We start from the raw sequence: 26,704 nt of genomic DNA, 5'->3' as shown, positions 1-26,704 counted from the left end.
CGATGACGGGGAAGGGGATGAAGCGAACCTCATCCGCCGCGCTTGATCGTCTCGCGTGCGATGATCACCTGCTGGATCTGGCTGGTGCCTTCGTAGATGCGGAACAGCCGGACGTCGCGATACAGCCGCTCGATGCCGTAATCGGCGATATAGCCGGCGCCGCCATAGATCTGCACCGCCTTGTCGGCGACGCGGCCGACCATCTCGCTGGCGAAATATTTCGCCGCCGCCGATTCGAGCACGACATCGTCGCCGCGATCCTTCGCCGCGGCGGTCTCCAGCACCAGAGCGCGCGCTGCCAGCGCCTCGGTCTTCATGTCCGCGATCATCCCCTGGATGAGCTGGTGCTGCGCGATCGGCTGGCCGAACTGGCTGCGGCCGGTGGCATAGCCGACGCTGTCGGCGATCAGCCGCTCGGCGACGCCGACGCAGACCGCGCCGATGTGCAGCCGGCCGCGATCGAGCACGCGCATCGCGATCTTGAAGCCTTCGCCCTCCGCCCCGAGCCGGTTGGCGGCGGGGACTGGCACGTCGTCGAAATGGACGTCGGCGACCTTGGCGCCCTTCTGCCCCATCTTCTTCTCGGGCTCGCCGACCGAGACGCCCGGCAGGTCGCGCGGCACGAGGAAGGCGGAAACGCCGCGCGCGCCCGCCTCGCCGGTGCGCGCCATCACCGTGAACAGGTCGGCGCGATCGGCATTGGTGATATAGCGTTTGGTGCCGGTCAGCCGGTAGACATCGCCGTCGCGCACCGCGCGCGTCTTGACGCTGCCCGAATCGCTGCCGACGTCGGGCTCGGTCAGCGCGAAGCTGGTGATCACCGCGCCGCTCGCGATCCGCGGCAGCCAGTGCGCCTTCTGTTCGGGCGTGCCGGCCATCACCAGCCCCTGGCTGCCGATGCCGACATTGGTGCCGAAGGCGGATCGGAAGGCCGGCGTCGTCCGCCCCATCTCGATCGCGACACGGCATTCCTCGACCATGTCGAGCCCGAGCCCGCCATGATCCTCGGCGATCGACAGGCCGAATAATCCCATCTCGCGCATCTCGGCGACGACCGCGTCGGGGATCGCGTCGGCCGCCTCGACCTCCGCCTCGAGCGGGCGGAGCCGTTCGGCGACGAACCGCCGCACGGTGTCGATCAGCGCATCGAAGGTTTCAGGGTCGAGAGCCATGTCGCTTCCACTGCCATTTGGTTGGCAGAGAGGTAATGCGATGCGCCCGCGCCTGCAAACCCGAACTTCGAAAAACAGGCGGATGCTCTTGAGCGAGGCCATACTGGAACGGCTGCGGAAAAAGCCTTCCGCCATCCCGGACGTGTTGGGGCGTCGACCGGCCGCGGCAATAGGGCCCGTACCTGCCGCCATTCGTCCCGCCGCACGGTCCGGTTTCCGCGCGGGGCTGCGATGACGGGGCGGTAGAGGCGATCGGTCGAGCCCGATGGCGAGGGGCGGCGCGCGGACGATCATCGCATCGTCATGGGAATGACAGGAAACCCACCCGATTCCACATTCTTGCGCCGTTCATCGGCCAGAAAGAGACAAGGCTCCGGACGCATCCCGTCGTCTCGTCGGCGCCGCAACACCGTTCGTCTCTTATGGTTCCTCCGACCATTGGAGAAAAGGAATCGGGCGGCTAGCGACATCCTCGACGAACGGGTTTTGACCGGGGGGTCAGCAAGTGACTGTAAAGACGTTGGCGGCGCGTTTTGCGCTGGTGTTTTCCTGTGCCTTGATGACGACGACGCCGGCATTCGCGCAATTCTGGCAGTGCGCGCCTTATGCTCGCGAGATCTCGGGCATCGATCTGCACGGCAACGCCAACACCTGGTGGGGCCAGGCCGCCGGCCGCTACGAGCGTGGCCATGCGCCGAAGGTCGGCGCGGTGCTCGCCTTCCAGGCGACGCGGCGGATGCGCGTCGGCCATGTCGCGATGGTCTCGCAGGTGGTCAGCGATCGGGAAGTGCTGCTCACCCACGCCAATTGGTCGCGCCCCGGCGGCATCGAGCGCAACGTCCGCGCGATCGACGTCTCCGCCGCCGGCGACTGGAGCGAAGTCAAGGTCTGGTACGGCCCCAACGGCGATCTCGGCACGTCGAGCTACCCCACCAGCGGCTTCATCTACTCGGGCCACGCCCCCGCCGCGACCGCGACCGACGCGGATACCGACACCACCATCATCGCCACCGCCGCCACCGTGCCGGTGGTCCCCGTCGCCGGCGAATAAGTCGGGAGCCTCGCGGGCGTCAGCCCGACAAACCGACCGCCAAGACTTTCTTGTTCGTCATCCCGGCGCAGGCCGGGATCCATGGGCACGGGCGGCACGCCATGGCGCGGGACCGTCCCATTCATCCGCCGCCGACGCCAAACCGAAGCGCGCGCGCCCCCCAATCCACTTCTCCGCGCCTCCGCGTGAACCCTCTTCACCTTCGCGGCATCGCGCCTTCGCGTGAATCCGTCGATCGGTGCGCCTAGCGCGAATCTTTGATTCACGCGGAGGCGCGGAGGCGCGGAGGGGGTGCGATGAAGGGCAGCGATACGCCACGAACGGGCGTGAGTTAGCGAGCGGGCCGCACTCCGCGCCGACTGCTGCGCCGGACGAAACAGCGCCCTCCGGAAGCTCCCGGTTACGCCGGGCGGAAGGTCATCGCGACGCCGTTCATGCAATAGCGCTTGCCCGTTGGCTTCGGCCCGTCGTCGAAGACGTGGCCGAGATGGCCGCCGCACTGGCGGCAATGCACCTCGACGCGCTGCATCATCAGCGATGAATCAGTGCGTGTCGCCACCGCCTGCGGCAGCGGCGCGTAGAAGCTCGGCCAGCCCGTGCCGCTGTCGAACTTCGTGCGCGAGGCGAACAGCGGCAAAGCACAGCCCTTGCACAGGAAGGTGCCGGCGCGATGCTCGTCGTTGAGCGGGCTGGTGAACGGTCGTTCGGTGCTCTCGTGACGCAGCACCGCCCAGGCCTGATCGCCGAGCTTCTTGCGCCACGCCGCATCGCTCATCTGCACCGGGAAACGCTCGGCGGCGGCGGCGGGCGCGCTGCGGCAGCCCCAGAGAGCGACGCCGGCGACGCCTGCGGCAGCCAGCGAAAATAACGAACGGCGAGAAGGATCGTGAGCCATGTCCGCTATGTAAGGCGCCGCCGCCGTCGCCGCATCCCCCGCGCCGCGTCGGTACGCTGGCGTACCCGTCACAGGTTGAAGGCGAACTGGCGGATCACGCCGATATGGTCGGACAGCCGGTCGCCATCGGGCAGCGTGCCGAAGCTGCGCGTCGCGCCCGCCGTGGTCAGCGTGCCGCGATAGGCGACCAGGGTCTTGGCATGCGCCAGCGTCGGCGTCGGCGCGATCGCGCGGCAGGTCGCGCCGCATGCCGTCTCCGACGCGGCGATCGTCATGCCGTCGCCGCCGAGCGTCGCGCCGAGATAGGCCTGCCGCTGCGGATCGTTGCCGACGTTGAAGTCGCCGGCGAGCATCACCGACGCGCCGCCCTCGCCGACGCCGGCGATGAAGCTGCGCAGCGCATCGGCCTGCCGCTGATAGGCATAGAAGCTGCGCGCGTCTTTGACCCCGGAGGCGGCACGCGAGTTGAGGTGGGTGTCGACGACGACCAGCGGCGCGCTCTGCCCCGGCACGCGCAACGCGACCGCGAGCATCCCCTTGTTGGCGAGGCAGTCGAAACCGGCACAGGCATAAGCCGGGAAGGCGACGCGCTTGACCCACAGGATCGGATAATCGGAAAAGACGGCGAGGCCGCTATCCTCGCGCGCGCCTTCGGTCTCGCCATGCCACAGGCTCGCGTCGGCGACGAAGGCGCGCTGGTCGGCGGTCTTCGGCGCAGCGCGATCGTCTGTGGCGCTCGGGCCGTAAGCGACGTAGCGATAGCCGGCGGCGCTGCCGATCGCCTTTTGCGCCGCGCCGAACGCCTCCTGCACCGCGACCACCTGCGGCCCGTCGCCGCGGTCGTGCATCGCGCGCAATTCGGCGGCGATCGTCGCGGCGGCGGCGGTGCGGCCATGCGTCAGCGGCCAGGGCAGACCTTCGACATTATAGGAGAGCACCGTCACCGGGCCGGCCGTGGGCACGGCGTGGACGACCGACGGCTCCACCGCCATCACCGATTTCGGCTCGGCAAGACCGGTGACGAACAGCACCGACGCCAACAGCAGCACACCCGGCATCCGCATGATACGAACCCCCCATCACGTTGGAACCGTCATTAGGCTCAGGCGTGTGACGCGGTGAGGTACGAGCGATGACATAGGTGTCATCTGACATGGGAATCGTGCCGTCGCGGCAGGTTGGCGGCGCTCAGCCGGAGCGGGCGCGCTTCCAGAACGGCCGCGCGCTGCCCGATTGCAGCACGCCGCGGCGGAACAGCCGCGCGCCGAGCGTGATGAAGATCGTCACCCACAGCAATTGCCACGCGATCGCCGCGACATGCGGCCACAGCGACGGCGAGGTCGCCGCCTGGCCCGCCATCGCGAACGGCGACGACAGCGGGAAGAGCTGCGCGGCCGTCGCGATCCAGCTGTCCGGCCGCGCGGTGCCGGCGAGCGCCAGCGCGAGCATCCCCATCTGCACGATCGAGATCGGCAGCGCGAGCATCTGGATCTCGCGCGGGGTCGACGCCTGCGCGCCGACGACGAGGAAGGCGGAACCGAGCAGCAGATAGGCCATGGTGAAATAGAGCACGAACAGTGCGACGAACGCCGGCATGCCGACCGCCGCCTGGATCGCCAGCGCCGAGGCCACGTCGGGCGGCAGCAGCGCGCCGAGCCGCGCGATGATCGTCCCCCAGAAGCCGACGAACAGGATGGCGACGCCGAACATGCCGAGCAGCTTGCCGAGGAACACGCTCTCCAGCGGCACCGCGGCGGCGAGCACCTCGATCACCTTGTTGTTGCGCTCCTCCGCCATCGTGCCGACCACCTGGCTGGCGAGGAACAGGTTGAGCAGGAAGACGCCGAACACCGCGAACGACGCGGACTGGCGGCGATTGGCCGCCGAGCTGCGCGGCCGTTCGCTCGCCGTCTTGACCGCGGCGATTGTCGGCGTCGTGCCGCCGCGTTCCGCCGCGACCGTCTCCGCGGCGAGCAGCGCGAGATAATCGGCGGCGCGGCCGCCGCGCGCGCCATAGGAGATCTGCGGCCGGTCGAGCGGGCCGTAGAGGACGGCGCTCGCCTCGAACTGATCGCTGGCGAAGGCGGCGCGGGCCTGGGCGGCGGGATCGCGGCCGGGCCGTTCGGTGACCAGCACCGGCGGCGCCTCGTCGTCGCGGCGGAAGGCGGTGCGCAGCCGCTTGTCCGCCGCCGCCATCGCGCCCGCGGCCCGATCACCGACGATCGCGATGATCCGCGTCTTGTCGGCACGGCTGTCGGCGACGCTCGCCGCGCCCATCCCGCCGATCGCCGAGAAGGAGCCGAGCAGCACGGGCGCGAACAGGAACAGCAGGAAGACGGGGGTGAACACCGTCGCGACGAAATCGCGCCGCGCGATCGTCAGCGCCTGACGCAGGGTGCGCATCGCGCTCATGCCATCTCTCCTTCGGCTGCGGCGCGGCCGACGATGCGGACGAAGGCATCGTGCAGGCCCGGCCGCTCGATCGACAGGCCAGCGATGCCGTGGCCGCGCTCGATCAGCGTCACCAGCAGCCGCTCGATCCCCTCGGGCGGCAGTTCGAACCGCCAGGCGTCGCCGTCGGCGACCGCATCGGCGGGCAGCACCGCCGCGATGGCGGGATCAGGGCGGCTTGGCAGATAGCGCACGCGGCTCGGCAAGGTGCCACGCGCCGCGTCCACCGTCCCCTCGAAACGGCGCTTGCCGCCGGCGATGATCGCCAGCCGGTCGCAGACGCGCTCGGCATGCGCCATGATATGCGTCGAGAACAGCACCGTCGCGCCGCGGTCGCGCTCGGCGAGGATCAGCGCCTCGAGCTTTTCCTGATTGACCGGGTCGAGCCCCGAGAAGGGCTCGTCGAGCACGAGCAGGTCGGGGCGGTGCACGACCGAGCCGAGCAACTGCACCAGCTGCGCCATGCCCTTGGACAGTTTCTTGATCTTCTCGTCGACGGCATGGCCGAGGCCCGCCGCCTCCATCATCTCGGCGGCGCGGGTGCGGCCGGTGCGGCGGTCGAGGCCGCGCAGCGCGCCCATGAAGGCGATCGCGTCGCGCGCCTTCATCGACGGATAGAGGCCGCGTTCCTCGGGCAGATAGCCGATCCGGTCGCTCGCCTCGCGCGGCGCCTCGTGGCCGAGCACGACGCGCCGGCCGCCATCGGGTTCGACGATGCCGAGCAAGGTGCGCAACGTCGTCGTCTTGCCCGCACCATTGGGGCCGAGCACGCCGTAGATCGCGCCGCGCGGCACCGCGAGATCGATCCCGTCGACCACCCGCCGGTCACCGAAGCGTTTCACCAGCTGTTCGGCGAGCACCGCCCAATCGTCCGCCAAACCCCGTCCCCCGTTCGCCGCGTCACGAGGCGTGTATCGCGGCGCTGCCTGTGGTAGCGGGCGAACGTGCCGCAAGACAAGCCGCAAGCCGATATCGCCAGCAGGATCAAGGCCAAGGCGGCGGAGCTGGGCTTCGTCGCCTGCGGCATCGCGCGCGCCGACGCCGCGCCGCACACCGCCGCGCGGCTGCGCCAATGGCTCGACGAGGGGCGGCACGGCGACATGATCTGGATGGAGGAGCGCGCGCATCACCGCGGCTCGCCTGCCGGACTATGGCCGGCGGTGCGCAGCATCGTCGCGCTCGGCATGAGCTACGCGCCCGCCGCCGATCCGCTGCGGCTGGCCGGGGAGGGGGAGCGCGCGCGCATCTCCGTCTATGCGCAGGGCGGCGACTATCACGATGTCGTCAAGAAGGCGCTGAAGGCGCTCGGCCGCTGGCTGGCGCAGGAGGCGGGCTGCGACCTCAAGGTGTTCGTCGACACCGCCCCGGTGATGGAAAAGCCGCTCGCCGAGGCGGCGGGGCTCGGCTGGCAGGGCAAGCACACCAATCTGGTCAGCCGCGCGCATGGCAGCTGGCTGTTCCTCGGCGCGATCTACACGACGCTCGACCTCGCGCCCGATGCCGCGGGCCGCGACAGTTGCGGCTCGTGCGATGCCTGCCAGCGCGCCTGTCCGACCGAAGCCTTCCCGGCACCCTATCGGCTCGATGCGCGGCGCTGCATCTCCTATCTGACGATCGAACATGCCGGGCCGATCCCGGACCAGTTCCGTGCCGCGATCGGCAATCGCGTCTATGGCTGCGACGATTGCCTCGCGGTCTGCCCGTGGAACAAGTTCGCGGCGGCAGCGGCGGCGAACCTCGCCTTCCAGCCGCGCGCCGAGCTGACCGCGCCCGCGCTCGCCGACCTGCTCGATCTCGACGATGCCGGCTTCCGGCAGGTCTTCGCCGGATCGCCGATCAAGCGGATCGGCCGCAACCGCATGGTGCGCAACGCCGCGATCGCCGCGGGCAACAGCGGCGCGGCAGAGCTGCTCCCGGCGCTCGCCCGGCTGCGGGACGACGCCGACCCGGTCGTCGCGGAAGCCGCCGCCTGGGCGATGGCGCGGCTAGCCGGCTGACCGCAGGACGCGGCGCGCCGGCCGCGCCCGCCGCTGCCGCGCCTGCCAGCGCGTCCGCCAGAAGCCGTAGACGGCAAGGCTGCCGAGCATCGCCAGCGCCAGTCCGGATGTGGTCATCGCCAGTTTCCAGACGATCCCGCCGACCTTGGCGGCATGGATCGGATAGAGCTTCTCGCGCCACCAGCCGCTGCCGGCCGCCTGCGCCGGATCGACGACCCCCGCCACCGCCAGCGTCGCGGGATCGAAATAGAGGAAGGTGCGCCCGTTCGGCGTCCATTCGAACGGCTGCCGCAACCGCAGCGCGATCGGCTTGCCGGGCTTGCGCGGCCATTGCAGCCGCCGCGGCTCGGCTTCCGGGAAGCGGGCCGCTGCCTCGGCGAAGACCAGGGTATAGGCCGGCCGCGCGCCCGCCGGCACCGGCGGCACGTCGGGCAATGCCGGCTTGGTGTCGCGCCCGACCAGCAGGTCGCCGACCGCGGGCAGCGCCATCATCGCGCCGGTGAGCAGCGACACCGCGAGCAGCGGCGCGGTCAGCACGCCGAGATCGCGATGCTGGTGGACGATCGCCCCCGCGGTCATCTTCGCCGGCCACAGCCGCGGCCGGAAGCGCGCGCGCATCCGCCACCACAGGATGACGCCGCTGATGACGAAGCCCAGGCCGATCAGCGCGGCGATGCCGTTGATCGTCTCGCCCGTCTCGCCGAGCAGCAGCCGGTGGTGCAGGTCGAACAGCCACAATTCGGGGCGCTGCCACAGCGACGACCAGCGCGCGACGGTCTCACCGCTCTGGCTGAGATAGGCGCCGCCGCCATCGGCAAAGGCAACCTGATGAACGCCGATCGCGTCGCTCGCGAAGCTGATCCGGTCGATCGCACGGTCGCCCTGTGCCAGCGTGTCGACGATCCGCGCCAGCGCCGCCGGATCGTGGTGCGGCGCATCACCGGCATGCGGCACGAAGGTCAGCCGGTCGCGCCAGACCAGCAGCGCCCCGCTGAGGCCGAGCAGGGCGAGCAGCAGCCCGGCAATCCCGCCGATCCAGCGATGCAGCAGCGACAGCAGCCGCATTGTGATGTCCCCCGATGGTGAAACGCGGGACTTAAACGGCGTGGGATAGTATCGCAAGTGGTTCGCAATAGCGATGAAGGTTTCACCGTGATGTGAGGTACTTGCCGGGTAGGCCCGTCAGGCGGGACGTGCCCGACAGTCATCGGTCGCCGTCGCGGCCGCTCCTAAACGGGGCCAACATGGGTCCCGGAACGAGTCGAAACGTCTGCGGACGTCACGAGCCACCACTCTCACCACCCCGGCGAAGGTCGGGGGCCAGTTGGGGAAGGTCTGTGATGAGGCACCACGGCCCCCCGACTGGACTCCGACCTCCGCCGGGGTGGTGGGTGATTTGGGGCAGGCGTCGCGAACCCACTAACGATGACGATAGGCTCCCGCCCGGCTCGGGCTCGTCACGGTGTTGCGGGAACGGTCATCGCTCAGGCAAGCGACATCACCTCGCTCCCCCGCGCCCCACCAGCGAACCGCCTGCTACTTCCCGCCGTCGCGCCGGGTCAGCGCCGCGACGCAGCTCGCGCGATCGATGCTGCTGCCGTCGGGTTCGCGCGCGTCGAGATAGGTGACGCGCGGCGGCTGCGATCCGTCGGGGTAGAGATAGGCGTCGAGCACGCAGATCGGCCCGGCGAACTGCAGCTTGCGCGCGGCGCCTTCGCGGATGTCGGCGTCGGGCTTGCCGAACAGCGTGACCAGCCCCGCCTCGTTCTGGCCGATCACCCGCTCCAGCCCGGCGCTGGTATAGGGGATGACCGGTTTGCTGGCGGTCGGCGGCGCGACCCCCGGTGCGGCGCACGCTCCCGCCAGCAGGGCCAATCCCAATACCGCAACCGTCTTCACGCCTTCATCCCCTTCGACGCATGGAACAGGTGCGTCGCCATCGCGGCGCCGAGGATCGGCGCGACGAGGTTGACCAGCGGAACCACGAACAGCCCGGTGCCGACAAGCCCGAGGAGGAAGCGCTGCCCCCGCGTCGCCGTGCGCCAGCCCCGCATCGTCGCATCGTCCATATGCCGGCTCGCCACCATCTCGCCGAGGTCGCGGCCGAGCAGCACCGCATTGACCAGGAAGAAGCCGATCGCCGGTCCGATCCCGGTGAACAGCAGCGCGATATAGACGGGCAGCATCAGCAGGTTGACCGCCACCGCCCGCGCCGCCGAGCCGAGCGCCAGCCGCACAGAGCGCGCCGGGCCGACCGTCCGCGCCGCGGCGTGGGCGGCGGGATAGTGGCGCGCCTCGACCGCCGCGACCACCTCGTCGCCGAACAGCCCGAGCACCGCGACCGCGATCACCCGGAACAGCAGCCATGCGCCGAGCACCATCAGCACCACCGCCGCCGCGCCGGCAAGGCCATCGCCATAGCCGCTGCCGAGCCCGCCGACGAGCAACGCCCGCAATCCGACATACAGGCCGGCGCCCAGCGCCGCGAAGACCGCGAGCGTCACCAGCAGCGACTTGACCAGCACGCGCAGCACCGCGCCATCAGTCAATTGGGCGACGGACAGGGCGAGCGCGCGCAGCATCGTCCCGGCGTGACGCGCACCGGCGCCCGCGTCAACCGCCGCCACGTTGCGCGCCCGCCGCGCGCCCTCTAGGGACGGCGTTTCGCTTTCGGAGCCTTATCCTTGTCCCAGCCCAAATATGACGTGGTCGCGATCGGCAATGCGATCGTCGATATCCTTTCGCAGGCGGACGACGCCTTCATCGAATCGATCGGCGTCGCCAAGGGATCGATGCAGCTGATGTTCTCGCCCGAGGATGCCGACGCGCTCTATGCCAAAATGGGTCCGGGACGCGAGGTGTCGGGCGGTTCGGCGGCGAACACCGTCGCCGGCATCGCCGCGCTCGGCGGCCGCACCGCCTTCATCGGCCAGGTCGCCGACGATCAGCTCGGCGAGGTGTTCGCGCACGACATCCGCGCCGCCGGCGTCGATTTCGCCACGCCGGTCCGTCCCGGCCAGCCGACCACCGCGCGCTGCCTGATCTTCGTTACGCCCGACGGCCAGCGGACGATGAACACCTATCTCGGCGCGTCGCAATATCTGCCCGAGCAGGCGCTCGATCTGGCGATGATCGAGGATGCGGCGATCCTCTACCTCGAAGGCTATCTGTGGGATCCCGAGGAGCCGCGCGCGGCGATGCGCGCGGCGATCGAGGCGGCGCGCAAGGCCGGCCGCAAGGTCGCCTTCACGCTGTCCGACGTCTTCTGCATCGGCCGCCACGGCGGCGATTTCCGGCAACTGATCGCCGATGGCCTCATCGACATCCTGTTCGCCAATGAGGGCGAGCTGACCGCGCTCGCCGAGGTCGAGGATTTCGATGCGGCGGTCGCCAAGCTCGCCGCGCAGGTGCCGACCCTGGTCGTCACCCGCGGCGCGGCAGGGGCGAGCGCGATCCAGCACGGCCAGCGCGCCGACGTCGCCGCCGAGCCGATCGCGCGCGTCGTCGACACGACGGGGGCCGGCGACCTGTTCGCGGCGGGCTTCCTCCACGGTCAGGCGCAGGGCAAGGGGCTGGAAGCGTCGCTCAAGCTCGGCGCGATCTGCGCGGCGGAGATCATCAGCCACTTCGGCGCCCGCCCCAACGTCGACATGAAGGCGCTCGCCGCGAGCAAGCTCGGCTGATCCTTGCCCTCTGCGCCGCCGCGTGAGCTTTTGCGCGCGGAGGCGCAGGGGACGCAGAGACAGCGCTTCGGCGATAGAATGTAGCTGCCGGACGCTACCCCGCGTCCGCCGCGCGGCTGCGCAAATATCACGCGAAGACGCGAAGGCGCGAAGATGGCGCGTCCGTCTCGACGCAGCGATTCCCTCGAACGGTAACGGGGCAGGGGCTTGGCCCCGCTCACATCCTCTTCGCGTCTTCGCGTCTTCGCGCGATCATCGTCACGCGAAGGCGCGGAGAAGAGCAGGGCTCATCGCGTCATCGATCGGCGCCCCTCCCGCCACGAAAAAGGCCGGAGGATCGCTCCCCCGGCCTTTCTCATGTCGATCGTCCGGACGGTCAGTCCAGCGGCTTGGCGACTTCCGGTTGCATCGCCGGATCGTCGACGGTGTCGAAGATGCCGCGCCCGACGTAGGAGCGGCGGCGGCTGTAGCCGAAATAGATCAACAGCCCGATCAGCCCCCAGATCGGCAGCACCAGCTTGGCGGTCAGCGGCAGCGACAGATAGAGGCCGACGCAGCCGATGATCGCCAGCGGCGCGACGATATAGACCCCCGGCGTGCGGAACGGCCGCTTGCGGCCCGGATCGGTCTTGCGCAGCACCATCACCGACACCGCCACCATCAGGAAGGCGAACAGCGTTCCCGCGTTGGAATAATCGGCGAGCTTGCCGACCGGCAGCACCGCCGCCGCGATCGCCGCGGCGACGCCGGTGACGACGGTGACGACGTGCGGCGTGTGGAACTTCGGATGCACCGCGGCGAGCCGTTCGGGCAGCAGCCCGTCGCGCGCCATGGTAAAGAAGATGCGGGTCTGGCCGAACATCATCATCAGCACCACCGACGGCAGCGCCAGCACCGCGGCGAGGCCGACCAGCCGCCCGATCGCCGGCCAGCCGATCGTGTCGAGCACATGGACCAGCGCCTCCTTCGAACAGACCAGCGGCTCGACGGCGCCGCCCGCGACGATGCTGGCGCAGCGGCCGGCGAGTTCGGCCGATCCGGGCGCGAGCACCTGACCGGCGCTCATCACCGGCTGCGCGCCGATCGCGCCGATCGCGCCGCTCGCGACGAGCAGGTAGAAGATGGTGCAGATCACCAGGCTGCCGATCAGGCCGATCGGCACGTTGCGCTGCGGGTTCTTGGTCTCCTCCGCCGCGGTCGACACCGCGTCGAAGCCGACATAGGCGAAGAAGATCGACGCCGCGGCGCCGAGCACCCCGACGCCGCCGGTCGGCAGGAAGGGATCGAAATTGGTCGCATTGGCGACCGGCACGGTCAGCGCCACGAAGGCGGTGAGCGCGGCGATCTTGATCAGCACCAGCACCGCGTTGACGCGCGCGCTCTCGGTGGTGCCGATGATGAGCAGCCAGGTGACGAAGGCGACGACGATCACCGCCGGCACGTTGATCCAGCCGCCGACCGACATGGCGGTCTGCAGGTCGGCATTGGGCGTCGCGCCGAACGCGATCTGCATATGCGCCATCAGCGCATCGGCGTTGCTGATCGCCGCGGGGAAGGCGACGCCCAATCCGCGCAGCAATCCGACCGCATGGTTCGACCAGCCGACCGCGACCGCGCTCGCGCCGACCGCATATTCGAGGATCAAGGCCCAGCCGACCATCCAGGCGAGGATCTCGCCCGTCACCGCATAGGTGTAGGTGTAAGCCGATCCCGATACCGGCACCATCGAGGCGAGTTCGGAATAGCAGAGCGCCGCGACCGCGCAGACGAAGCCGGCGACGACGAACGACAGCAGCATGCCCGGCCCCGCCTTTTGCGCGGCTTCGGAGGTGAGGACGAAGATGCCGGTGCCGATGACGGCGCCGATCCCCAGCATGGTCAACTGGAACGCGCCGAGCGAGCGGTGCAGCCCGCGTTTTTCGGCGGTGGCGAGAATGGCGTCGAGAGGTTTGACGCGCCCGAAAATCATGAAGCTCTATCCCCCCAGATGCGGACGGTCGTTGACTGCCGCCGCATGGTGAAGCGAACGATGCTAACCCCTAATGGGGCAGAGGCAATCCCTTATCTGGGTAAGCGGCCCGGCTCACCGCAGCGCGCGGCGCCGGTGCCATCGCCGAGACGGGTGTTTTCAGCCCGCCAGCATCGGCCCCAGCGGACGCCCGCCGAACAGGTGGACGTGGAGGTGCGGCACCTCCTGCCCGGCATCGCCGCCGATATTGGCGAGCAGGCGATAGCCCGGTGCGACCAGCTCGTGCTCGCGCGCGACATGGCCGATCGCGCGGACGAAGCCGGCGATCTCCTCGGCCGAGCCGCGCGCGCTGAAATCGTCCCAGGAGACATAGGCGCCGCGCGGGACGACGAGGATATGCACCGGCGCGACAGGCGCGATATCGTGGAAGGCGACGGCATAATCGTCTTCGTAGACGCGTCGCGACGGGATCTCGCCACGCAGGATGCGGGCGAAGACGTTCTGGTCGTCATAGGGCTGCGTGGCGTCGATCGGCATGTCGGTCCTCCTAGCGCGAGGCTTTCTCGTCATGGCCCGATACGCCCTCGCGCCGGGCCAGTTCGGCGCGCACGTCGTCCAGCCCCAGTCCGGCGTCGGCGAGCAGCACGAGCAGGTGGAAGACGAGGTCGGCCGCCTCGGCGGCGAGCGTTTCCGGCGCGGCGAGCGCGGCGATCACCGTCTCGGTCGCCTCCTCGCCGACCTTCTGCGCGATCTTGGGTCGCCCCTTGGCGAACAGGCTGGCGACATAGGAGCGGCCGGGGTCGGCGGCGTCGCGGCGGGCGCGGATCGTGGCGTCCAGGCGGTCGAGCGGGTCCATCGCCCCCGCTTGGCGCGAGAGGCGGGTGCCGGTCAATCCTTACCTGTGAACCGCCGCCGCAACGCGCGCCGCACCAGCCACAGGCCGAGCGCCGCGACGACGAACAGCGCAAGGTCGGACCATTCGGGGCCGGTGCGACGATGGACGACGCCGGAGTGGCCGCCCGCGACGGAGAGAAGCGCGATCATGGGCGGTTCCGTAGCACGTCTTTGCGGTCCTCACCCCTCGCCGGCTATGCCGTCTCGTCCCCTCTGCCGGCGGGAGAGGGGAAGGCGCGCAGCGCCGCGGGGTGAGGGCAGGGCGATGCGCTCAGTGGCGGCGCACCGGTATCCCCGCCGCGGCGAGGGCGGCGTGCGCGTCGGCGATGCTCGCCTCACCGAAATGGAAGATCGAGGCGGCGAGGACGGCGCTCGCATGGCCGTCGCGCACCCCGGCGACGAGATCGTCGAGGCCACCGACGCCGCCGCTCGCCACCACCGGCACGCTCACCCGGTCGGCGATCGCACGGACGAGGGCGAGGTCGTAGCCGCTGCGCGTGCCGTCGCGGTCCATCGAGGTGACGAGCAACTCGCCCGCGCCGAGCGCGGCGAGCCGTTCGGCATGGGCGATCGCATCGATCCCGGTCGGGCGACGGCCGCCATGGGTGAACACCTCCCAGCGTTCGCCGACGCGGCGCGCATCGACCGAGGCGACGCAGCATTGGCTGCCGAAACGCTCGGCGATGTCGGCGACCACCTCGGGCCGTGCCACTGCCGCCGAGTTGACCGCGACCTTGTCCGCCCCCGCGAGCAGCAGCGCGCGCGCGTCCTCGGCGGAGCGGACGCCGCCGCCGACGGTCAGCGGCATGAAGCAGACCGACGCGGTCCGCCTAACCACGTCGAGGATTGTGCCGCGATCCTCATGGCTGGCGGTGATGTCGAGGAAGCAGAGCTCGTCCGCCCCGGCGGCATCATAGGCGCGCGCCTGTTCGACCGGATCGCCGGCGTCGCGCAGCGCGACGAAATTGACGCCCTTGACGACGCGCCCGTCGGCGACGTCGAGGCATGGGATGACGCGGGCGCGGACGGTCATGACAGGAATGCCCGCACGACGAGGATCGCCGAGACGATCAACAGGATCGCGACACATCCGACCATCGCGACGCTACAGAGCAGGAAGGCGAGCGGATGCTCGTCGCGCCGCACGCCGATCGGGTTGATCCCGCCGAGCGGCATCTCGATCCGGCCGTCGCGGATCTGGTCGCGCAGCGTCGGCACATAGACGCCGGCCACGCCCCCGGCGAACAGACCGGCGAGACCCGGGTTCATCATTCCGCCGCCTGTGCGACGCTGAGCGCGGCGGCGAGGTCGAGCCGGCCGTCGTACAGCGCGCGACCGGTGATGACGCCCTCCACGCCGTCGCGCGCGTGCAGCGCGAGGACGTGGATGTCCGCGATTCCCGCGACGCCGCCGCTGGCGATCACCGGAATGTCGACCGAGCGGGCAAGGTCGACCGTCGCCTCGATGTTCGCGCCCTTGAGCAATCCGTCGCGACCGACGTCGGTGAACAGCAGCGCCGCCACCCCGGCATCCTCGAACCGCCGCGCGAGATCGACGACGCTGGTCGTCGACACGTCCGCCCAGCCCTTGGTCGCGACCATGCCGTCGCGCGCATCGACCGCGACGACGACGCCGCCGGGAAAGTCGCGCGCCGCGCCGCGGACGAATTCAGGATCGTCGAGTGCCGCGGTGCCGATGACGACGCGCGACACGCCGAGGTCGAACCAGCGTTCGACGCTCGCGCGGTTGCGGATGCCGCCGCCGAGCTGCACGTGGCCGGGAAAGCGCGCGACGATGCCGCGCACCGCCTCGCCATTGACCGATTCCCCCGCAAAGGCGCCGTCGAGGTCGACGACGTGGAGATGCTGCGCCCCCGCCTCGGCGAACAGCATCGCCTGTGCGGCGGGATCGTCGCCATAGACGGTGGCGCGGTCCATATCGCCCTCGGCGAGGCGGACGACCTGGCCGTTCTTGAGGTCGATGGCGGGGAAGACGATCAGGCTCACGGCCGCCACTCCAGGAATTTGGCAAGCATCGCCAGGCCGTAGCGCTGGCTCTTCTCGGGATGGAACTGGACGCCGAGCATCGTGTCGCGTGCGATCGCGGCGGTGACCGGGCCGGCATGGTCGCTGGTCGCGATCACGTCCTCGCCCTCGAACATATAGCTGTGCAGGAAATAGGCCTCGCCCGCCGGCACCAGCGGATGGTCGCCGCGCGGCACGACGTCGTTCCAGCCCATATGCGGCACCTTGGCGTCCGTCGTGCCCGGCTCGATCCGCCGCACCCGGCCGCGCACCCAGCCGAGCCCCTGATGGACGCCCATCTCCTCGCCGGAATCCGCCATCAACTGCATGCCGACGCACACCCCGAGGAACGGCGCGCCCTCGCGCCGGACGCGGCGCTCCATCGCCTCGATCATCCCCGGCACGTCGCGCAGCGCCCGCGCGCAGGCGCCGAACGCGCCGACGCCGGGCAGGACGATGCGATCGGCGCGCGCCACCACCTCGGCATCGGCGGTGACGGTAAGGTCGGTGGCGCCCGCCGCACGCAGGGCATTCTCCACCGAATGGAGGTTGCCCGCGCCATAGTCGATCAGCGCGATCGTCATGACAGCAGGTCGCCGAGCGGCAGCGCCGCCATGCTCGCGGTGAAGGGGATGATCTCCGCCGTCGCCAGCCCGCGCGACACGAAGGGATCGGTGGCGATCAGCTCCTCGGTCACGCTCTTGCTGCCGACGACGATGATGATCCCGCCGCTGCGCGGCTGCTTGCGGCCCGAGGCGACGAACCGGCCGTTGGCATAGCCGTCGGCGAGCCAGTCGACATGATCGCTCATCGCCGCGTCGATCGCATCGAGGTCGCCGCCATAGGTCAGCGAGACGATGCACATATGGGCGCCCGGCCGGGCGAAGGGCTCGCTCACAGCACGCCCTTGGTCGAGGGGATCGCATCCGCCTTGCGCGGATCGATCTCGACCGCGGCGCGCAGCGCGCGGGCGAGGCCCTTGAACGCCGCCTCGACGATATGGTGGTTGTTGCTGCCGTACAGCGTCTCGACGTGGAGCGTGATGCCGGCGGTCTGGGCGAAACTGTGGAACCAGTGTTCGATCAGCTCGGTGTCGAGCTCGCCGAGCCGCGACACGGTGAAGGCGGTCTTCCACACCAGCCACGGCCGCCCAGAAATGTCGAGCGCGACGCGGGTCAGCGTCTCGTCCATCGGCGACAGCGCGTCGCCATAACGGCGGATGCCGCGCTTGTCGCCGAGCGCCTGCGCCACCGCCTGGCCGAGCGCCAGCGCCGAATCCTCGACGGTGTGATGCCCGTCGATATGCAGGTCGCCGTCGACCTTGAGGTCGATGTCGATCAGCCCGTGGCGGCTGAGCTGTTCGACCATATGATCGAGGAAGCCGATGCCGGTGTTGATCGAATAGACGCCGGTGCCGTCGAGATTGACGGTGACGTCGATCCGCGTTTCGGCGGTGGAGCGGTTGATCGTGGCGCTGCGCATGTCGGCTCGTCCCATAGGAGCGTGTGGCGTCACACACAATCTTGACCCGTCCGGGCGATACGCTACCCAAGGGGCATGACCGATGGCCTGCCCGATAGCCTTATCCCGTATGACGAGATCGTCCAGGAGGCGCTGCGTGCCGTCGTCGGACGGGTGCTCGGCTCCGTCGCCGAATCGGGCGGCCTGCCCGGCGAGCATCACTTCTACATCACCTTCAAGACGCAGGCGCCGGGCGTCGACATCCCGCAGCGGCTGATCGAACGCTTCCCCGACGAAATGACGATCGTGCTGCAGAACCGCTATTGGGACCTGCTGGTCGACGAGCGCAAATTCTCCGTCGGGCTGAGCTTCAACCAGGTGCCGTCCAAGCTGGTCATCCCCTATTCGGCGATCACCGGCTTCCACGACCCCGCGGTCAATTTCGAACTGCGCTTCCAGGCGACCGAGGACCCGAGCGACGGCCCCGAGCCGCATGACGAGGCGGAGAACGACGGCCCGACCGCGACACCCGCGCCGGACGGATCCAACGTGGTCAGCGTGGACTTCAAGCGGAAGAAATAAGCGTGATCGAGATCGTCGCCGCGCCCGGGGATCGGGAGCGCGAGGCGATCCTCGCGCCGCTCGTCGCCTTCAACGATGCGGCGGTCGGGCCGACCGAGCGTCACCCGGTCGCGATCGTGCTGCGCGACGAAGCCGGCGCTATCGTCGGCGGTCTGTGGGGCATGGCGAGCTATCGCTGGCTGTTCGTGCAATATCTCGTCGTTCCGAGCACAATGCGGGGGCAGGGGCTCGGCCGGCAGCTGATGGCCGCGGCGGAGGCGGAGGCGCGGCGTCTCGATTGCGTCGGCCTGTGGCTCGATACCTTCAGCTTCCAGGCGCGCGGCTTCTACGAAAAGCTCGGCTATCGCTGCTTCGGTCAGATCGACGACTATCCACCAGACGAAGCGCGATTCTTCCTGTCGAAGCGGATCGGCTGACCGTGGCTGGGCGGCGATGCTATGCCGGATCGGGTTTCGTCACTCGAAACAACGGCTTCGCGCACGCATAGGCCGCCTTGTACGGCTTGTCCCAACACCGCGCGAGACCCTCGAAGACGTTCATATTCAACGGCCAGGAGACAGGGTGCGGCTTGCCGTCAGGACCGTTGAAGGTAACGCCGGTCGGGCGCGGCAGCGCGGCGAGCTTGGCCTTCGCCATGTCAAACGCCGGGCGGTCGCGGCGCAGGAAGGCGATCGTGCCGTCGACATAGAGATTCCAGCCGAAGCCATGATCCTGCTCGGCAGTCTTATAGGCCCGGCGGAACAACGCGATCGCCGCAGCGGTCTGGCCTAGATCGGCGCGCAACTGCCCCTCGTGCCAGTACAGGATGGTTTCGCGGGCATGATGCGCAACGCGCCAGTCGCGGATGAGGTCGGCCGCGTCCGCCTCGCACCCATCCTCCTCCAACTTGCGCCAACCGCCGGTCATATCCTGATCGAAAGCGTTCAGATCGAGCGCGAGCAGCCGATCGCGATCATAAGCGCAGGGCGCGGCGGCGGTCGGCTGCGCGACCAGCAGGGCGATCCAAATCATCAGCGCCGAGACTGCGCGACCGCTGCCCTTGAATCAACCCACCCCGACGGTGATATTGCGTCGCATGACCACGCGCACCGAAACCGACTCGATCGGCCCGATCGAGGTTCCCGCCGACGCCTATTGGGGCGCGCAGACCGAACGCAGCCTCGAGAATTTCCCCTTCGGTCCGCGCGAGCGGATGCCGGTCGAGATTGTCCATGCGCTGGCGATCGTCAAACAGGCCGCGGCGCGGGTCAATCGCCGCCATGGCCTCGCCGCCGACAAGGCCGAGGCGATCGAGGCCGCGGCGGCGGAGATCGTCGCCGGGACGCTCGACGATCAATTCCCGCTGGTCATCTGGCAGACCGGCAGCGGCACCCAGTCGAACATGAACGTCAACGAGGTGATCGCCGGCCGCGCCAACGAGCGGCTGACCGGCACACGCGGTGGCAAGACCCCCATCCACCCCAATGACGACGTCAACCGCGGTCAGTCGTCCAATGACAGTTTCCCGACCGCGCTTCACGTCGCCGCCGCGCTGGCGGTGACGCGACAGCTCTATCCCGCCTTGCAGAGCCTGCACGACGCGCTCGCCGCCAAGGCGGCGGAGTGGGACGATCTCGTCAAGATCGGCCGCACGCATCTGCAGGATGCGACGCCGCTGACGCTCGGCCAGGAATTTTCGGGCTATGTCCAGCAGCTCGCCAATGCGCGGGCGCGGATCGAGAGCACGGTCGAACGCGCCATCCTGCCGCTCGCGCAGGGCGGCACCGCGGTCGGCACCGGGCTGAACGCGCCGCAAGGCTTCGCCGAGGATGTCGCGGCGGAGATCGCCGCGCTGACCGGCCTGCCGTTCGTCACCGCGCCCAACAAGTTCGAGGCGCTGGCGTCGAACGACGGGCTGGTCGACCTCCACGGCACGCTCAACGTCCTCGCCGTCGCGCTGACCAAGATCGCCAACGACATCCGCCTGCTCGGCTCCGGCCCGCGCTCGGGCCTCGGCGAGCTCGACCTGCCCGCCAACGAGCCCGGCAGCTCGATCATGCCCGGCAAGGTCAATCCGACGCAGGCCGAGATGCTGACGATGGTCGCCGCGCAGGTGATGGGCAACAATGCCGCGGTCACCGTCGGCGGATTGCAGGGCCATATGGAGCTCAACGTCTTCAAGCCGCTGATCGGGGCGAACGTGCTCCGGTCGATCGCGCTGCTCAGCACCGGCATGCAGAGCTTCGCCGACCGCACTGTCGCCGGCCTCCGCGCCAATCGCGACCGTATCGCGCAACTGGTCGAGCAATCGCTGATGCTGGTGACGGCGCTGGCGCCCGAGGTCGGCTATGACAATGCCGCCAAGATCGCCAAACACGCCCATCAGACCGGCACGACGCTGCGCCAGGCCGTTCTGGCGCTCGGGCTGGTCGACGAAGCGACCTTCGACCGGCTGGTGCGGCCGGAGACGATGATCGGGCGGTAGATGTCGCGATACGGCAGCCGGTGACGCGCTGATCCGGACGCTTTTGCCGGCTGAACCACGTTCGCGGCGCGATCCCGTCCGGGTCGGGACGGGATCGGCGACAGCAATTCCGGTCGCCGCGATACGGAGATCGCCTCCGTATCGGCGGTGAAAATAATTCTTCTTCCGCGTTCGGGCGAAGCCATTCGGATTAACCAGATACTGTCGTCGGGCGGCGGCCACTAGCGGCGAAAGCCGCCAATTCCCTATGCGGACGGCCGCGATGCCGCCGAAATTTGCTCTAGATTAGTTAATCAGAGCGATGGGGGAGGCGGATAAGCGGTGCGAAACTGGATTGTCGGGCGGAAGCGTCCATCGATGGCCGAATTTTACTTCAATGCCTCGCCGGAGGCGATCTACATGGTGCAGGACGGGCGGTATATCGACTGCAATCCTGCGGCGCTGCGGCTGTTCGGCCGCACCCGCGACGACTTCATCGGCCAGCCGCTGGGACTGACGTCCCCCGAATTGCAGGACAATGGCGTATCCTCGCGCGCCGCGACCGCCGCTCTGTTGCAGGAGGTGGAGCGTACCGGCGTCGCGCGGATGCCGTTCCGCGGGTTGCGCAAGGACGGCAGCCAGTTCCCCGCCTTGGTGTCGGTCTTCCTCGCGGAGAATGACGGGCGCCCCGCGATCATCGCGACCTGCATGGACATCAGCGAGATCGACGCGCTCATCACGGCGATCACCGGCGGGCTGAGCCGGCTGGCCGGGGGCGATCTCACCCAGCCGATCGCCACCAGGCTCGATGAGCGGTACGAGCCGGTGCGCGCCGCCTATAACAAGGTGCTCGTCGATCTGCGCGCGATCATCGCCGGGGTCGGCGAGCGTGCCGATGCGATCGATGCCGACACGCATGCGATCCGCCGCGATGCCGAGGCGCTTGCCGAGCGCACCGAACGCCAGGCCGCCGCGCTGGAAGAAAGCGCCGCCGCGCTCGAGGTGCTGACGCGCGATGTCGCGGCGGCGGCGACGGACGGCATCCGCGCCGATCAGCTCGCGGCCGAGGCGAGTGCGGCCGCCGCGGCGAGCGGCGACGTGGCGCAGCGCGCGATCGCGGCGATGCATGGCATCGAGCGGAGCGGCACCGAAATCGGTGACATCATCGCGCTGATCGACGGCATCGCCTTCCAGACCAATTTGCTCGCGCTCAACGCGGGTGTCGAGGCGGCGCGGGCGGGCGATGCCGGCCGCGGCTTCGCGGTGGTGGCGCAGGAGGTGCGCGCGCTCGCGCAGCGGTCCGCCGAAGCCGCGCGCGAGGTCAAGGCGCGGGTCGGCGCGGTCGGCGGCGAGATCGCCACCGGCGTGCGGCTGGTCGGCGAGACCGATGCGGCGCTCCGCCATATCCGCGAACGCGTGGAGGACGCGCGTGCGCTCGTCGCGCGGGTCGCCGACAGCGGACGCAGTCAGGCGGAGGGGCTCGGCCAGATCAACACGGCGATCAACGAACTGAGCGTGATGACGCAAGAAAATGCCGCAATGGCGCAGGAGACCAAGGCGTCCTCCTCCGGCCTGGCCGGTCGCGCCGCCGAACTGGGGCAGCAGATCGCGCGCTTCCGGCTCGAACCCGCCCCGGCCGGCGGCGGGCGGGTGCTGACGCCGATAGCGCCGCGCCGCGCCGCGCTGACCCGCCGGAGCGGGTAGGGCGGGGCCTATCGGCGGCGTGATGGCCTATTCGTACCGGACCGGACCCTAAACGAGGAACTTCCCTTCGACTCGCGCGCTTGCTTTTCCGCAACGTCAAGAGGGGACGCACGTGAGCACCACCACCACCGGCGCGCTGATCGGCGCGGCGATCGATTCGCTGTCCGGCGATGACGACGGCGTCGCCGATGGCGCGATCATCGGTGCGGTGACCGCCAACGTCCTCAAGGTCGTCGCACCGCTCGTCGTCACCTATGCGGTCGGCTGGGGGGTGTTGCGCGGCGCGGCGGAACTCAAAGACTGGATTTTCGGAGAGGTAGAATGATCGGCAGGATTATCGGTGCGCTCGTCGGACGCGAGATGGATCGTCGCGAGGGCGGCGGCGGGCTTAAGGGCGCCGCGATCGGCGCGCTGACCATGGGCGCGATGCGCCGCATGGGTCCGCTCGGCATGCTGATCGGCGGCGGCTACGTCGCCAAGAAGGCCTATGATCGCCGCCGTCAATCGCGCGGCGCCTGACCCCTCCGGCTCCCGCCGCCGCGCGGGAGCCGTGACCTTCCGTGACTTTTCAACGGTCGCGCGCTTGACGCCTGCCCCCGGCAGACGCCACTAGCGCGCATGCCGTCGTCACACCCCGCCGATCCGCACCACTTCCGCCGTCGCGGCGTGTTGTTCGTGCTGTCCTCGCCGTCCGGCGCTGGCAAGTCCACCATCGCGCGCAAATTGCTCGCCGACGAACCCGAACTGGCGATGTCGGTCTCGGCGACGACGCGGTCGATGCGGCCCGGTGAGGTCGACGGCAAGGACTATCATTTCGTCGATCTTGAGGAATTCCGCCGCATGGTCGCGGCGGACGAGTTCCTCGAATGGGCGCATGTCTTCGACCATCGCTACGGTACGCCGCGCGCGCAGGTCGAGGCGATGCTCGCCGCCGGCAAGGACGTCTTGTTCGACATCGACTGGCAGGGCGCGCAGCAGCTGTTCCAGATCGCGGGCGGGGACGTCGTCCGCGTCTTCATCTTCCCGCCGTCGATGGAAGAGTTGCGCGCACGGCTGACCAACCGCGCCACCGACAGCAGCGCGGTGATCGAGGCGCGGATGGCGCGCGCGGCGAACGAGGTCAGCCACTGGGACGGCTACGACTATGTGCTGGTCAACGACGATGTCGAGCAATGCTTCCAGGGGGTGAAGACGATCCTCGCTGCCGAGCGGCTCAAGCGCTCGCGTCAGACCGGGCTGATCGGCTTCATCCGCAAGCTCACCCGCACGTCCTGAGCGCGTTCAGGAACGCCACCGCCGCGTCATAATCGCGGCGGGCGTTGGCGAGCGCCTGCGCGGCGAGCGCATCCTCGCCCCATTGTTCGGCCTGGAACGTCTGGTCGACCTGCGCCGCCGCCCACAGGGTGTCGGCATCGCCGGCCCGGTCGAGCAGCGCGAGCGCGAGCACCAGCGATCCGGTGATCGTCACCACCGGCGACAGGCCGGCGAGCGTGAACGGATCGCCCGCCGCGACCGCCTCGCCGAGCCGCGCCAGCGTCGCCGCTGGCTGCGCCCGCGGCATGACGCCGCTCACCGTCTCGAAATGCACGTCATAGCGGGCGCGCGCCCAGTCGAGCCACGGATCCCACGCCGCCCGCTGCCGCGCGACCAGCGCCTCGGGCGATTCGGCGCGATAATAGAGCAGGTCGCTGTCGGCATAAGCGGCGAGGCCCGCGGCGAAGGCGGCGGGGGCGGGGGCGATCCGGTCGATCGCCGCATTGGCGAGCCCGGTCAGCGGCATCGCGCGCGGATCGATCGTCTCGCCGACCGCACGCCATTCGTCGGCGACCAGCGCGGCGAGCGCCGGCGTCGGCAGGGCAAGCGGCGTCCGCCCCGGCGTGCGCACCGGCCGCCCGTCGAGCGTGACGACGCGATCGGCATCGACGCCGACCTCCTTCCAGAATCGCTTCACAAGCGCGGCGTCCGCCAGCGCTGCGCCAGGCTCGCCGGCACGATCGCGATCACCGCCAGCGCCGACAGCGTGATCGCGACGCCGAGCAGCTTGCTGGGCCAGTCGTGCGCGCGCACCGCCAGCACCAGCCCGAACACCGCGCCGAGGCTGCCGGCGATCCGGCTGCCGACGATCGCCAGCCAGCGGTTGCGTGCCTGTGTATCGTCGCGGCTCATGCGAGGATCTCCAGCAGCGCCTGCGTCCGCGACGCGACGACCTGCGCACCGCCGCGGACCAGATCGTGGACGTCGTGATAGCCCCAGGCGACGCCGACCGCGCGGGCGCCCGCCGCCTTGGCCATCGCCATGTCGAAGCTGGTGTCGCCGATCATCGCGCAATCGGCGGGTGCCGCCCCCGCCTCGGCGATGGCGGCGAGCAGCATCGCCGGATCGGGTTTGGACGGGTGCCGGTCCGCCGTCTGCAGCGTCACGAAATGGTCGGACAGGCCATGGTGGGCGAGGATATGGGCGAGCCCGCGATCCGATTTGCCGGTGGCGACGCCGAGCCGCCAGCCGCGCGCGCGCAGCGTATCGAGCACCTCGACAATCCCCTCGAACAGCGGCTCTTCGGCCATCCGGCCGCTGGTCCGCAACTCGAAGAAGGCGTCCTTGTAATCCGCCGCGATCCGGCGGTGGTCGGCGTCGTCCGCGTGCGGCACCAGCGCCCGCACCGCCTCGACCAGGCTCAGTCCGACGATCCGGCGGATCTCGGCGCGCGGCGGCGGCGGCAGTTTGGCGATGGCGAAGGCGGTTTCCATCGCGAGACAGATATTGGCCTGACTGTCGACCAACGTCCCGTCGCAATCGAACACGGCAAGCCGGATCATGGGCTCAATCCTTGCTGCCGCGGCGCCGGCGTTCGCCGCGATGTTCCTTGCGCATCGTCTTGGCGTGCGCCTTGGCGCGCTGCTTCAGCACGGCCTTGGGGGGCGGGCCCTTCTTCGGCTCCTCGAACGGCATCGCATCGCCCTTCGCCTCGTCGAAGCCGAGCGTCGCCAGGCTCTCCGCGAAATGCGTCGGCAGCGCGGCAGTTTCGTCGATGCTGCCGCCGTCGGGATGGTCGACGCGGATCCGGCGCGAGTGGAGGTGCATCTTGCGGCTGACCCCACCGGTGAGGAAGGCCGCGGCGCCGCCATATTTGCCGTCGCCGACGATCGGATGGCCGATCGCCGCCATATGGACGCGCAACTGGTGCGTGCGCCCGGTGAAGGGTTGCAGCTCGACCCAGGCGCAGCGATTGCCGGCGCGCTCGATGACGCGATAGCGGCTGCGTGCCGCCTGGCCGTTCTCCTCGTCGACGTGCATCTTCTCGCCGCCGGTGCCGGGCTGCTTGCCGATCGGCAGATCGACCATGCCGTCGTCGATCGACGGGACGCCGACCACCAGCGCCCAATAGACCTTGCGCGCGGTGCGGCCCGAGAAGGCCTTGGCGAAGAAGCCGGCGGCGCGCGTCGTCCGCGCGACGAGCAGCGCGCCCGACGTATCCTTGTCGAGCCGGTGGACGAGCTTGGGGCGGCCCTCCGCCTCATATTGCAGCGCGTCGAGCAGGCCGTCGACATGTTCGGAGGTCTTGGTGCCGCCCTGCGTCGCAAGGCCGGGCGGCTTGTTGATCACCAGCGCCTGGAGATCCTTGTGGATCACCATCTCGCGCGCATAGGCGATCTGGTCGTCGCTGAGCGGCGGCCGCTCGCGCTTGGGGCGGGGGGCGTCGGCGGTATCGGCGATCGCCGGTTCGGGCGGCGGCACGCGCAGCGTCTGGCCTGCCTTGATCCGGTCACCGGGCGTCGCGCGCGCGCCATCGACGCGCAGCTGGCCGGTGCGCGCCCATTTGGCGACGGTGGTGAAGCTCGTCTCGGGCAGATGACGCTTGAACCAGCGATCGAGCCGGATGCCGTCGTCGTCATAGCCGACGTTATACTGGCGGACGCCGTCGCGCCCTTCGGTCTTGCCCTCGCTCATGCCGCCGCTCCGCCGAGCACGGCGCGCGTCAGGGCAAGGCCGGCGAACAGCGCGACGATCGATCCGATCACCGAGACGAGGGCATAGCCGAGCGCCGGGCCGATCGCCCCGCGCTCGATCATCGTCACCACGTCGAGGCTGAAGCTCGAGAAGGTGGTGAAGCCGCCGAGCACGCCGACGCCGATGAACAATCGCCACGATTCGGCGCTGCCGCCGGCGCGGGCGAGGATCGCGGTCAGCATGCCCATCAGCAGCCCGCCGATCAGATTGACCGCGAGCGTGCCGACCGGAAACGCCGGCCCGAAGACGGCGAGCGCGGCGCGGCCGGTGAGATATCGTGCGGCAGACCCGAGGGCGCCGCCGATCATGACGAACAGAAGAGGCATGGTGCCAGCCCTAGAGGACTATTCAAGCCAAGGGAATGCGGGGC

At 69.7% G+C, this 26,704-nt stretch carries 34 protein-coding genes; 10 read left to right on the top strand and 24 right to left on the bottom strand.

All coding sequences use genetic code 11. The features are described from left to right. Positions 1–29 precede the first annotated feature (29 nt). Positions 30–1,172 (bottom strand): acyl-CoA dehydrogenase family protein, encoded by a 1,143-nt coding sequence (locus tag BW41_RS11225; RefSeq protein ID WP_037534490.1) that lies wholly within the window; start codon positions 1,170–1,172, stop codon positions 30–32. Positions 1,173–1,731: 559 nt separating this feature from the next. Here BW41_RS11225 and BW41_RS11220 point away from each other — a divergent pair. After that, on the top strand, positions 1,732–2,223 hold the full coding sequence (locus BW41_RS11220) for a CHAP domain-containing protein (RefSeq protein WP_051583447.1): 492 nt from the start codon (positions 1,732–1,734) through the stop codon (positions 2,221–2,223). Positions 2,224–2,623: 400 nt separating this feature from the next. Here BW41_RS11220 and msrB read toward each other — a convergent pair whose 3' ends face one another. From msrB to BW41_RS11200, 4 genes are all read right to left on the bottom strand, one after another. Then, positions 2,624–3,118: a peptide-methionine (R)-S-oxide reductase MsrB gene (msrB, locus tag BW41_RS11215; RefSeq protein WP_037534489.1), complete on the bottom strand. Its 495-nt coding sequence runs from the start codon at positions 3,116–3,118 to the stop codon at positions 2,624–2,626. Positions 3,119–3,186: 68 nt separating this feature from the next. Then, on the bottom strand, positions 3,187–4,182 hold the full coding sequence (locus tag BW41_RS11210) for an endonuclease/exonuclease/phosphatase family protein (protein ID WP_051583446.1): 996 nt from the start codon (positions 4,180–4,182) through the stop codon (positions 3,187–3,189). 124 nt (positions 4,183–4,306) lie between these two features. Beyond that, complete coding sequence (locus BW41_RS11205) at positions 4,307–5,530, bottom strand: ABC transporter permease (RefSeq protein ID WP_037534488.1); 1,224 nt, start codon at positions 5,528–5,530, stop codon at positions 4,307–4,309. Continuing rightward, positions 5,527–6,447 (bottom strand): ABC transporter ATP-binding protein, encoded by a 921-nt coding sequence (locus tag BW41_RS11200; protein WP_037534487.1) that lies wholly within the window; start codon positions 6,445–6,447, stop codon positions 5,527–5,529. Before BW41_RS11200 ends, BW41_RS11205 begins: the two co-directional genes overlap by 4 nt. Positions 6,448–6,513: 66 nt before the next feature. On the opposite strand from BW41_RS11200, the gene queG reads away from it, so the two are divergent. Then, positions 6,514–7,566, top strand: a complete 1,053-nt coding sequence (queG, locus tag BW41_RS11195) for a tRNA epoxyqueuosine(34) reductase QueG (RefSeq protein ID WP_037534485.1) — start codon at positions 6,514–6,516, stop codon at positions 7,564–7,566. Here the strand turns inward: queG and BW41_RS11190 are convergent. From BW41_RS11190 to BW41_RS11180, 3 genes are all read right to left on the bottom strand, one after another. After that, positions 7,555–8,631, bottom strand: a complete 1,077-nt coding sequence (locus BW41_RS11190) for a PepSY-associated TM helix domain-containing protein (protein WP_037534483.1) — start codon at positions 8,629–8,631, stop codon at positions 7,555–7,557. The genes queG and BW41_RS11190 overlap by 12 nt on opposite strands. Before the next feature lie 471 nt (positions 8,632–9,102). Next, positions 9,103–9,465 carry a hypothetical protein gene (locus BW41_RS11185; protein WP_037534480.1) on the bottom strand — a complete coding sequence of 121 codons (363 nt, stop codon included), beginning with the start codon at positions 9,463–9,465 and terminating at the stop codon, positions 9,103–9,105. Continuing rightward, positions 9,462–10,148 (bottom strand): EI24 domain-containing protein, encoded by a 687-nt coding sequence (locus tag BW41_RS11180; protein WP_037534479.1) that lies wholly within the window; start codon positions 10,146–10,148, stop codon positions 9,462–9,464. The genes BW41_RS11185 and BW41_RS11180 overlap by 4 nt, the downstream gene beginning before the upstream one ends. Positions 10,149–10,250: 102 nt before the next feature. Between BW41_RS11180 and BW41_RS11175 the strand changes: the two genes are divergently transcribed. Further along, positions 10,251–11,249 (top strand): adenosine kinase, encoded by a 999-nt coding sequence (locus tag BW41_RS11175; RefSeq protein ID WP_037534476.1) that lies wholly within the window; start codon positions 10,251–10,253, stop codon positions 11,247–11,249. A gap of 376 nt (positions 11,250–11,625) precedes the next feature. Here the strand turns inward: BW41_RS11175 and BW41_RS11170 are convergent, their stop codons facing one another. The 10 genes from BW41_RS11170 to hisB all read right to left on the bottom strand — a co-directional run bounded on the left by BW41_RS11170 (position 11,626) and on the right by hisB (position 17,618). After that, positions 11,626–13,218, bottom strand: coding sequence for an amino acid permease (locus tag BW41_RS11170; protein ID WP_037534474.1), 1,593 nt, complete (start codon positions 13,216–13,218; stop codon positions 11,626–11,628). A gap of 159 nt (positions 13,219–13,377) precedes the next feature. Beyond that, positions 13,378–13,755, bottom strand: coding sequence for a histidine triad nucleotide-binding protein (locus tag BW41_RS11165; RefSeq protein WP_037534472.1), 378 nt, complete (start codon positions 13,753–13,755; stop codon positions 13,378–13,380). Positions 13,756–13,765: 10 nt separating this feature from the next. Continuing rightward, positions 13,766–14,074, bottom strand: a complete 309-nt coding sequence (locus BW41_RS11160; protein WP_037534469.1) for a phosphoribosyl-ATP diphosphatase — start codon at positions 14,072–14,074, stop codon at positions 13,766–13,768. Positions 14,075–14,106: 32 nt separating this feature from the next. After that, positions 14,107–14,262, bottom strand: coding sequence for a hypothetical protein (locus BW41_RS21585; RefSeq protein ID WP_200870405.1), 156 nt, complete (start codon positions 14,260–14,262; stop codon positions 14,107–14,109). Between the two features lie 121 nt (positions 14,263–14,383). Then, a complete protein-coding gene (hisF, locus tag BW41_RS11155; protein ID WP_037534468.1) occupies positions 14,384–15,145 on the bottom strand; it encodes an imidazole glycerol phosphate synthase subunit HisF in 762 nt (253 codons plus the stop codon). Continuing rightward, positions 15,142–15,381 carry a hypothetical protein gene (locus BW41_RS11150; protein WP_037534466.1) on the bottom strand — a complete coding sequence of 80 codons (240 nt, stop codon included), beginning with the start codon at positions 15,379–15,381 and terminating at the stop codon, positions 15,142–15,144. The genes hisF and BW41_RS11150 overlap by 4 nt, the downstream gene beginning before the upstream one ends. Further along, the gene (hisA, locus tag BW41_RS11145; RefSeq protein ID WP_037534733.1) at positions 15,381–16,118 is read right to left on the bottom strand and encodes a 1-(5-phosphoribosyl)-5-[(5-phosphoribosylamino)methylideneamino]imidazole-4-carboxamide isomerase; all 738 of its coding nucleotides are present in this window, start codon (positions 16,116–16,118) and stop codon (positions 15,381–15,383) included. Before hisA ends, BW41_RS11150 begins: the two co-directional genes overlap by 1 nt. Beyond that, positions 16,115–16,720 carry an imidazole glycerol phosphate synthase subunit HisH gene (hisH, locus tag BW41_RS11140; RefSeq protein WP_037534464.1) on the bottom strand — a complete coding sequence of 202 codons (606 nt, stop codon included), beginning with the start codon at positions 16,718–16,720 and terminating at the stop codon, positions 16,115–16,117. The genes hisA and hisH overlap by 4 nt, the downstream gene beginning before the upstream one ends. Next, the gene (locus BW41_RS11135) at positions 16,717–17,034 is read right to left on the bottom strand and encodes a YciI family protein (protein WP_051583445.1); all 318 of its coding nucleotides are present in this window, start codon (positions 17,032–17,034) and stop codon (positions 16,717–16,719) included. The genes hisH and BW41_RS11135 overlap by 4 nt, the downstream gene beginning before the upstream one ends. Beyond that, positions 17,031–17,618 carry an imidazoleglycerol-phosphate dehydratase HisB gene (gene hisB, locus BW41_RS11130; RefSeq protein ID WP_037534462.1) on the bottom strand — a complete coding sequence of 196 codons (588 nt, stop codon included), beginning with the start codon at positions 17,616–17,618 and terminating at the stop codon, positions 17,031–17,033. Before hisB ends, BW41_RS11135 begins: the two co-directional genes overlap by 4 nt. Before the next feature lie 75 nt (positions 17,619–17,693). Here hisB and BW41_RS11125 point away from each other — a divergent pair, with 75 nt between their 5' ends. After that, the gene (locus tag BW41_RS11125; RefSeq protein ID WP_037534460.1) at positions 17,694–18,179 is read left to right on the top strand and encodes an SspB family protein; all 486 of its coding nucleotides are present in this window, start codon (positions 17,694–17,696) and stop codon (positions 18,177–18,179) included. A gap of 2 nt (positions 18,180–18,181) precedes the next feature. Next, entirely contained in the window at positions 18,182–18,595 is a 414-nt protein-coding gene (locus BW41_RS11120; RefSeq protein ID WP_235199734.1) for a GNAT family N-acetyltransferase, read from the top strand. A 19-nt stretch (positions 18,596–18,614) separates the two neighbouring features. Here the strand turns inward: BW41_RS11120 and BW41_RS11115 are convergent, their stop codons facing one another. Next, a complete protein-coding gene (locus BW41_RS11115) occupies positions 18,615–19,190 on the bottom strand; it encodes a hypothetical protein (RefSeq protein ID WP_037534458.1) in 576 nt (191 codons plus the stop codon). Positions 19,191–19,254: 64 nt separating this feature from the next. Here BW41_RS11115 and fumC point away from each other — a divergent pair, with 64 nt between their 5' ends. The 5 genes from fumC (at position 19,255) to gmk (ending at position 23,601) form a co-directional block, all read left to right on the top strand. Next, on the top strand, positions 19,255–20,643 hold the full coding sequence (gene fumC, locus BW41_RS11110; protein WP_037534456.1) for a class II fumarate hydratase: 1,389 nt from the start codon (positions 19,255–19,257) through the stop codon (positions 20,641–20,643). 357 nt (positions 20,644–21,000) lie between these two features. Continuing rightward, complete coding sequence (locus tag BW41_RS11105; protein WP_051583444.1) at positions 21,001–22,326, top strand: methyl-accepting chemotaxis protein; 1,326 nt, start codon at positions 21,001–21,003, stop codon at positions 22,324–22,326. A 112-nt stretch (positions 22,327–22,438) separates the two neighbouring features. Continuing rightward, positions 22,439–22,651: a hypothetical protein gene (locus BW41_RS11100; RefSeq protein ID WP_037534455.1), complete on the top strand. Its 213-nt coding sequence runs from the start codon at positions 22,439–22,441 to the stop codon at positions 22,649–22,651. Then, positions 22,648–22,845, top strand: a complete 198-nt coding sequence (locus BW41_RS11095; RefSeq protein WP_037534453.1) for a hypothetical protein — start codon at positions 22,648–22,650, stop codon at positions 22,843–22,845. The genes BW41_RS11100 and BW41_RS11095 overlap by 4 nt, the downstream gene beginning before the upstream one ends. Positions 22,846–22,944: 99 nt before the next feature. Continuing rightward, positions 22,945–23,601 (top strand): guanylate kinase, encoded by a 657-nt coding sequence (gmk, locus tag BW41_RS11090; protein WP_037534451.1) that lies wholly within the window; start codon positions 22,945–22,947, stop codon positions 23,599–23,601. Here gmk and BW41_RS11085 read toward each other — a convergent pair. Genes BW41_RS11085 through crcB form a run of 5 tightly spaced genes read right to left on the bottom strand, consistent with a single transcriptional unit; the run spans position 23,585 to position 26,660 of the window. Beyond that, positions 23,585–24,277 carry an ATP12 family chaperone protein gene (locus BW41_RS11085; protein WP_037534449.1) on the bottom strand — a complete coding sequence of 231 codons (693 nt, stop codon included), beginning with the start codon at positions 24,275–24,277 and terminating at the stop codon, positions 23,585–23,587. The two genes, gmk and BW41_RS11085, sit on opposite strands and share 17 nt — an antisense overlap. Further along, a complete protein-coding gene (locus tag BW41_RS21580) occupies positions 24,274–24,492 on the bottom strand; it encodes a hypothetical protein (protein WP_037534447.1) in 219 nt (72 codons plus the stop codon). Before BW41_RS21580 ends, BW41_RS11085 begins: the two co-directional genes overlap by 4 nt. Next, complete coding sequence (locus BW41_RS11075; protein WP_037534445.1) at positions 24,489–25,142, bottom strand: HAD-IA family hydrolase; 654 nt, start codon at positions 25,140–25,142, stop codon at positions 24,489–24,491. Before BW41_RS11075 ends, BW41_RS21580 begins: the two co-directional genes overlap by 4 nt. 4 nt (positions 25,143–25,146) lie before the next feature. After that, positions 25,147–26,274 carry an RluA family pseudouridine synthase gene (locus BW41_RS11070; RefSeq protein WP_037534444.1) on the bottom strand — a complete coding sequence of 376 codons (1,128 nt, stop codon included), beginning with the start codon at positions 26,272–26,274 and terminating at the stop codon, positions 25,147–25,149. Continuing rightward, positions 26,271–26,660 carry a fluoride efflux transporter CrcB gene (gene crcB, locus BW41_RS11065; RefSeq protein ID WP_037534442.1) on the bottom strand — a complete coding sequence of 130 codons (390 nt, stop codon included), beginning with the start codon at positions 26,658–26,660 and terminating at the stop codon, positions 26,271–26,273. The genes BW41_RS11070 and crcB overlap by 4 nt, the downstream gene beginning before the upstream one ends. Positions 26,661–26,704 lie beyond the last annotated feature (44 nt).

Origin of the sequence: Sphingomonas sp. RIT328 (assembly GCF_000632225.1) — a bacterium.
In the GTDB taxonomy this organism is placed as follows: Bacteria; Pseudomonadota; Alphaproteobacteria; order Sphingomonadales; family Sphingomonadaceae; genus Sphingomonas; species Sphingomonas kyungheensis.
This window is presented reverse-complemented; position numbering and strand designations above follow the sequence as displayed.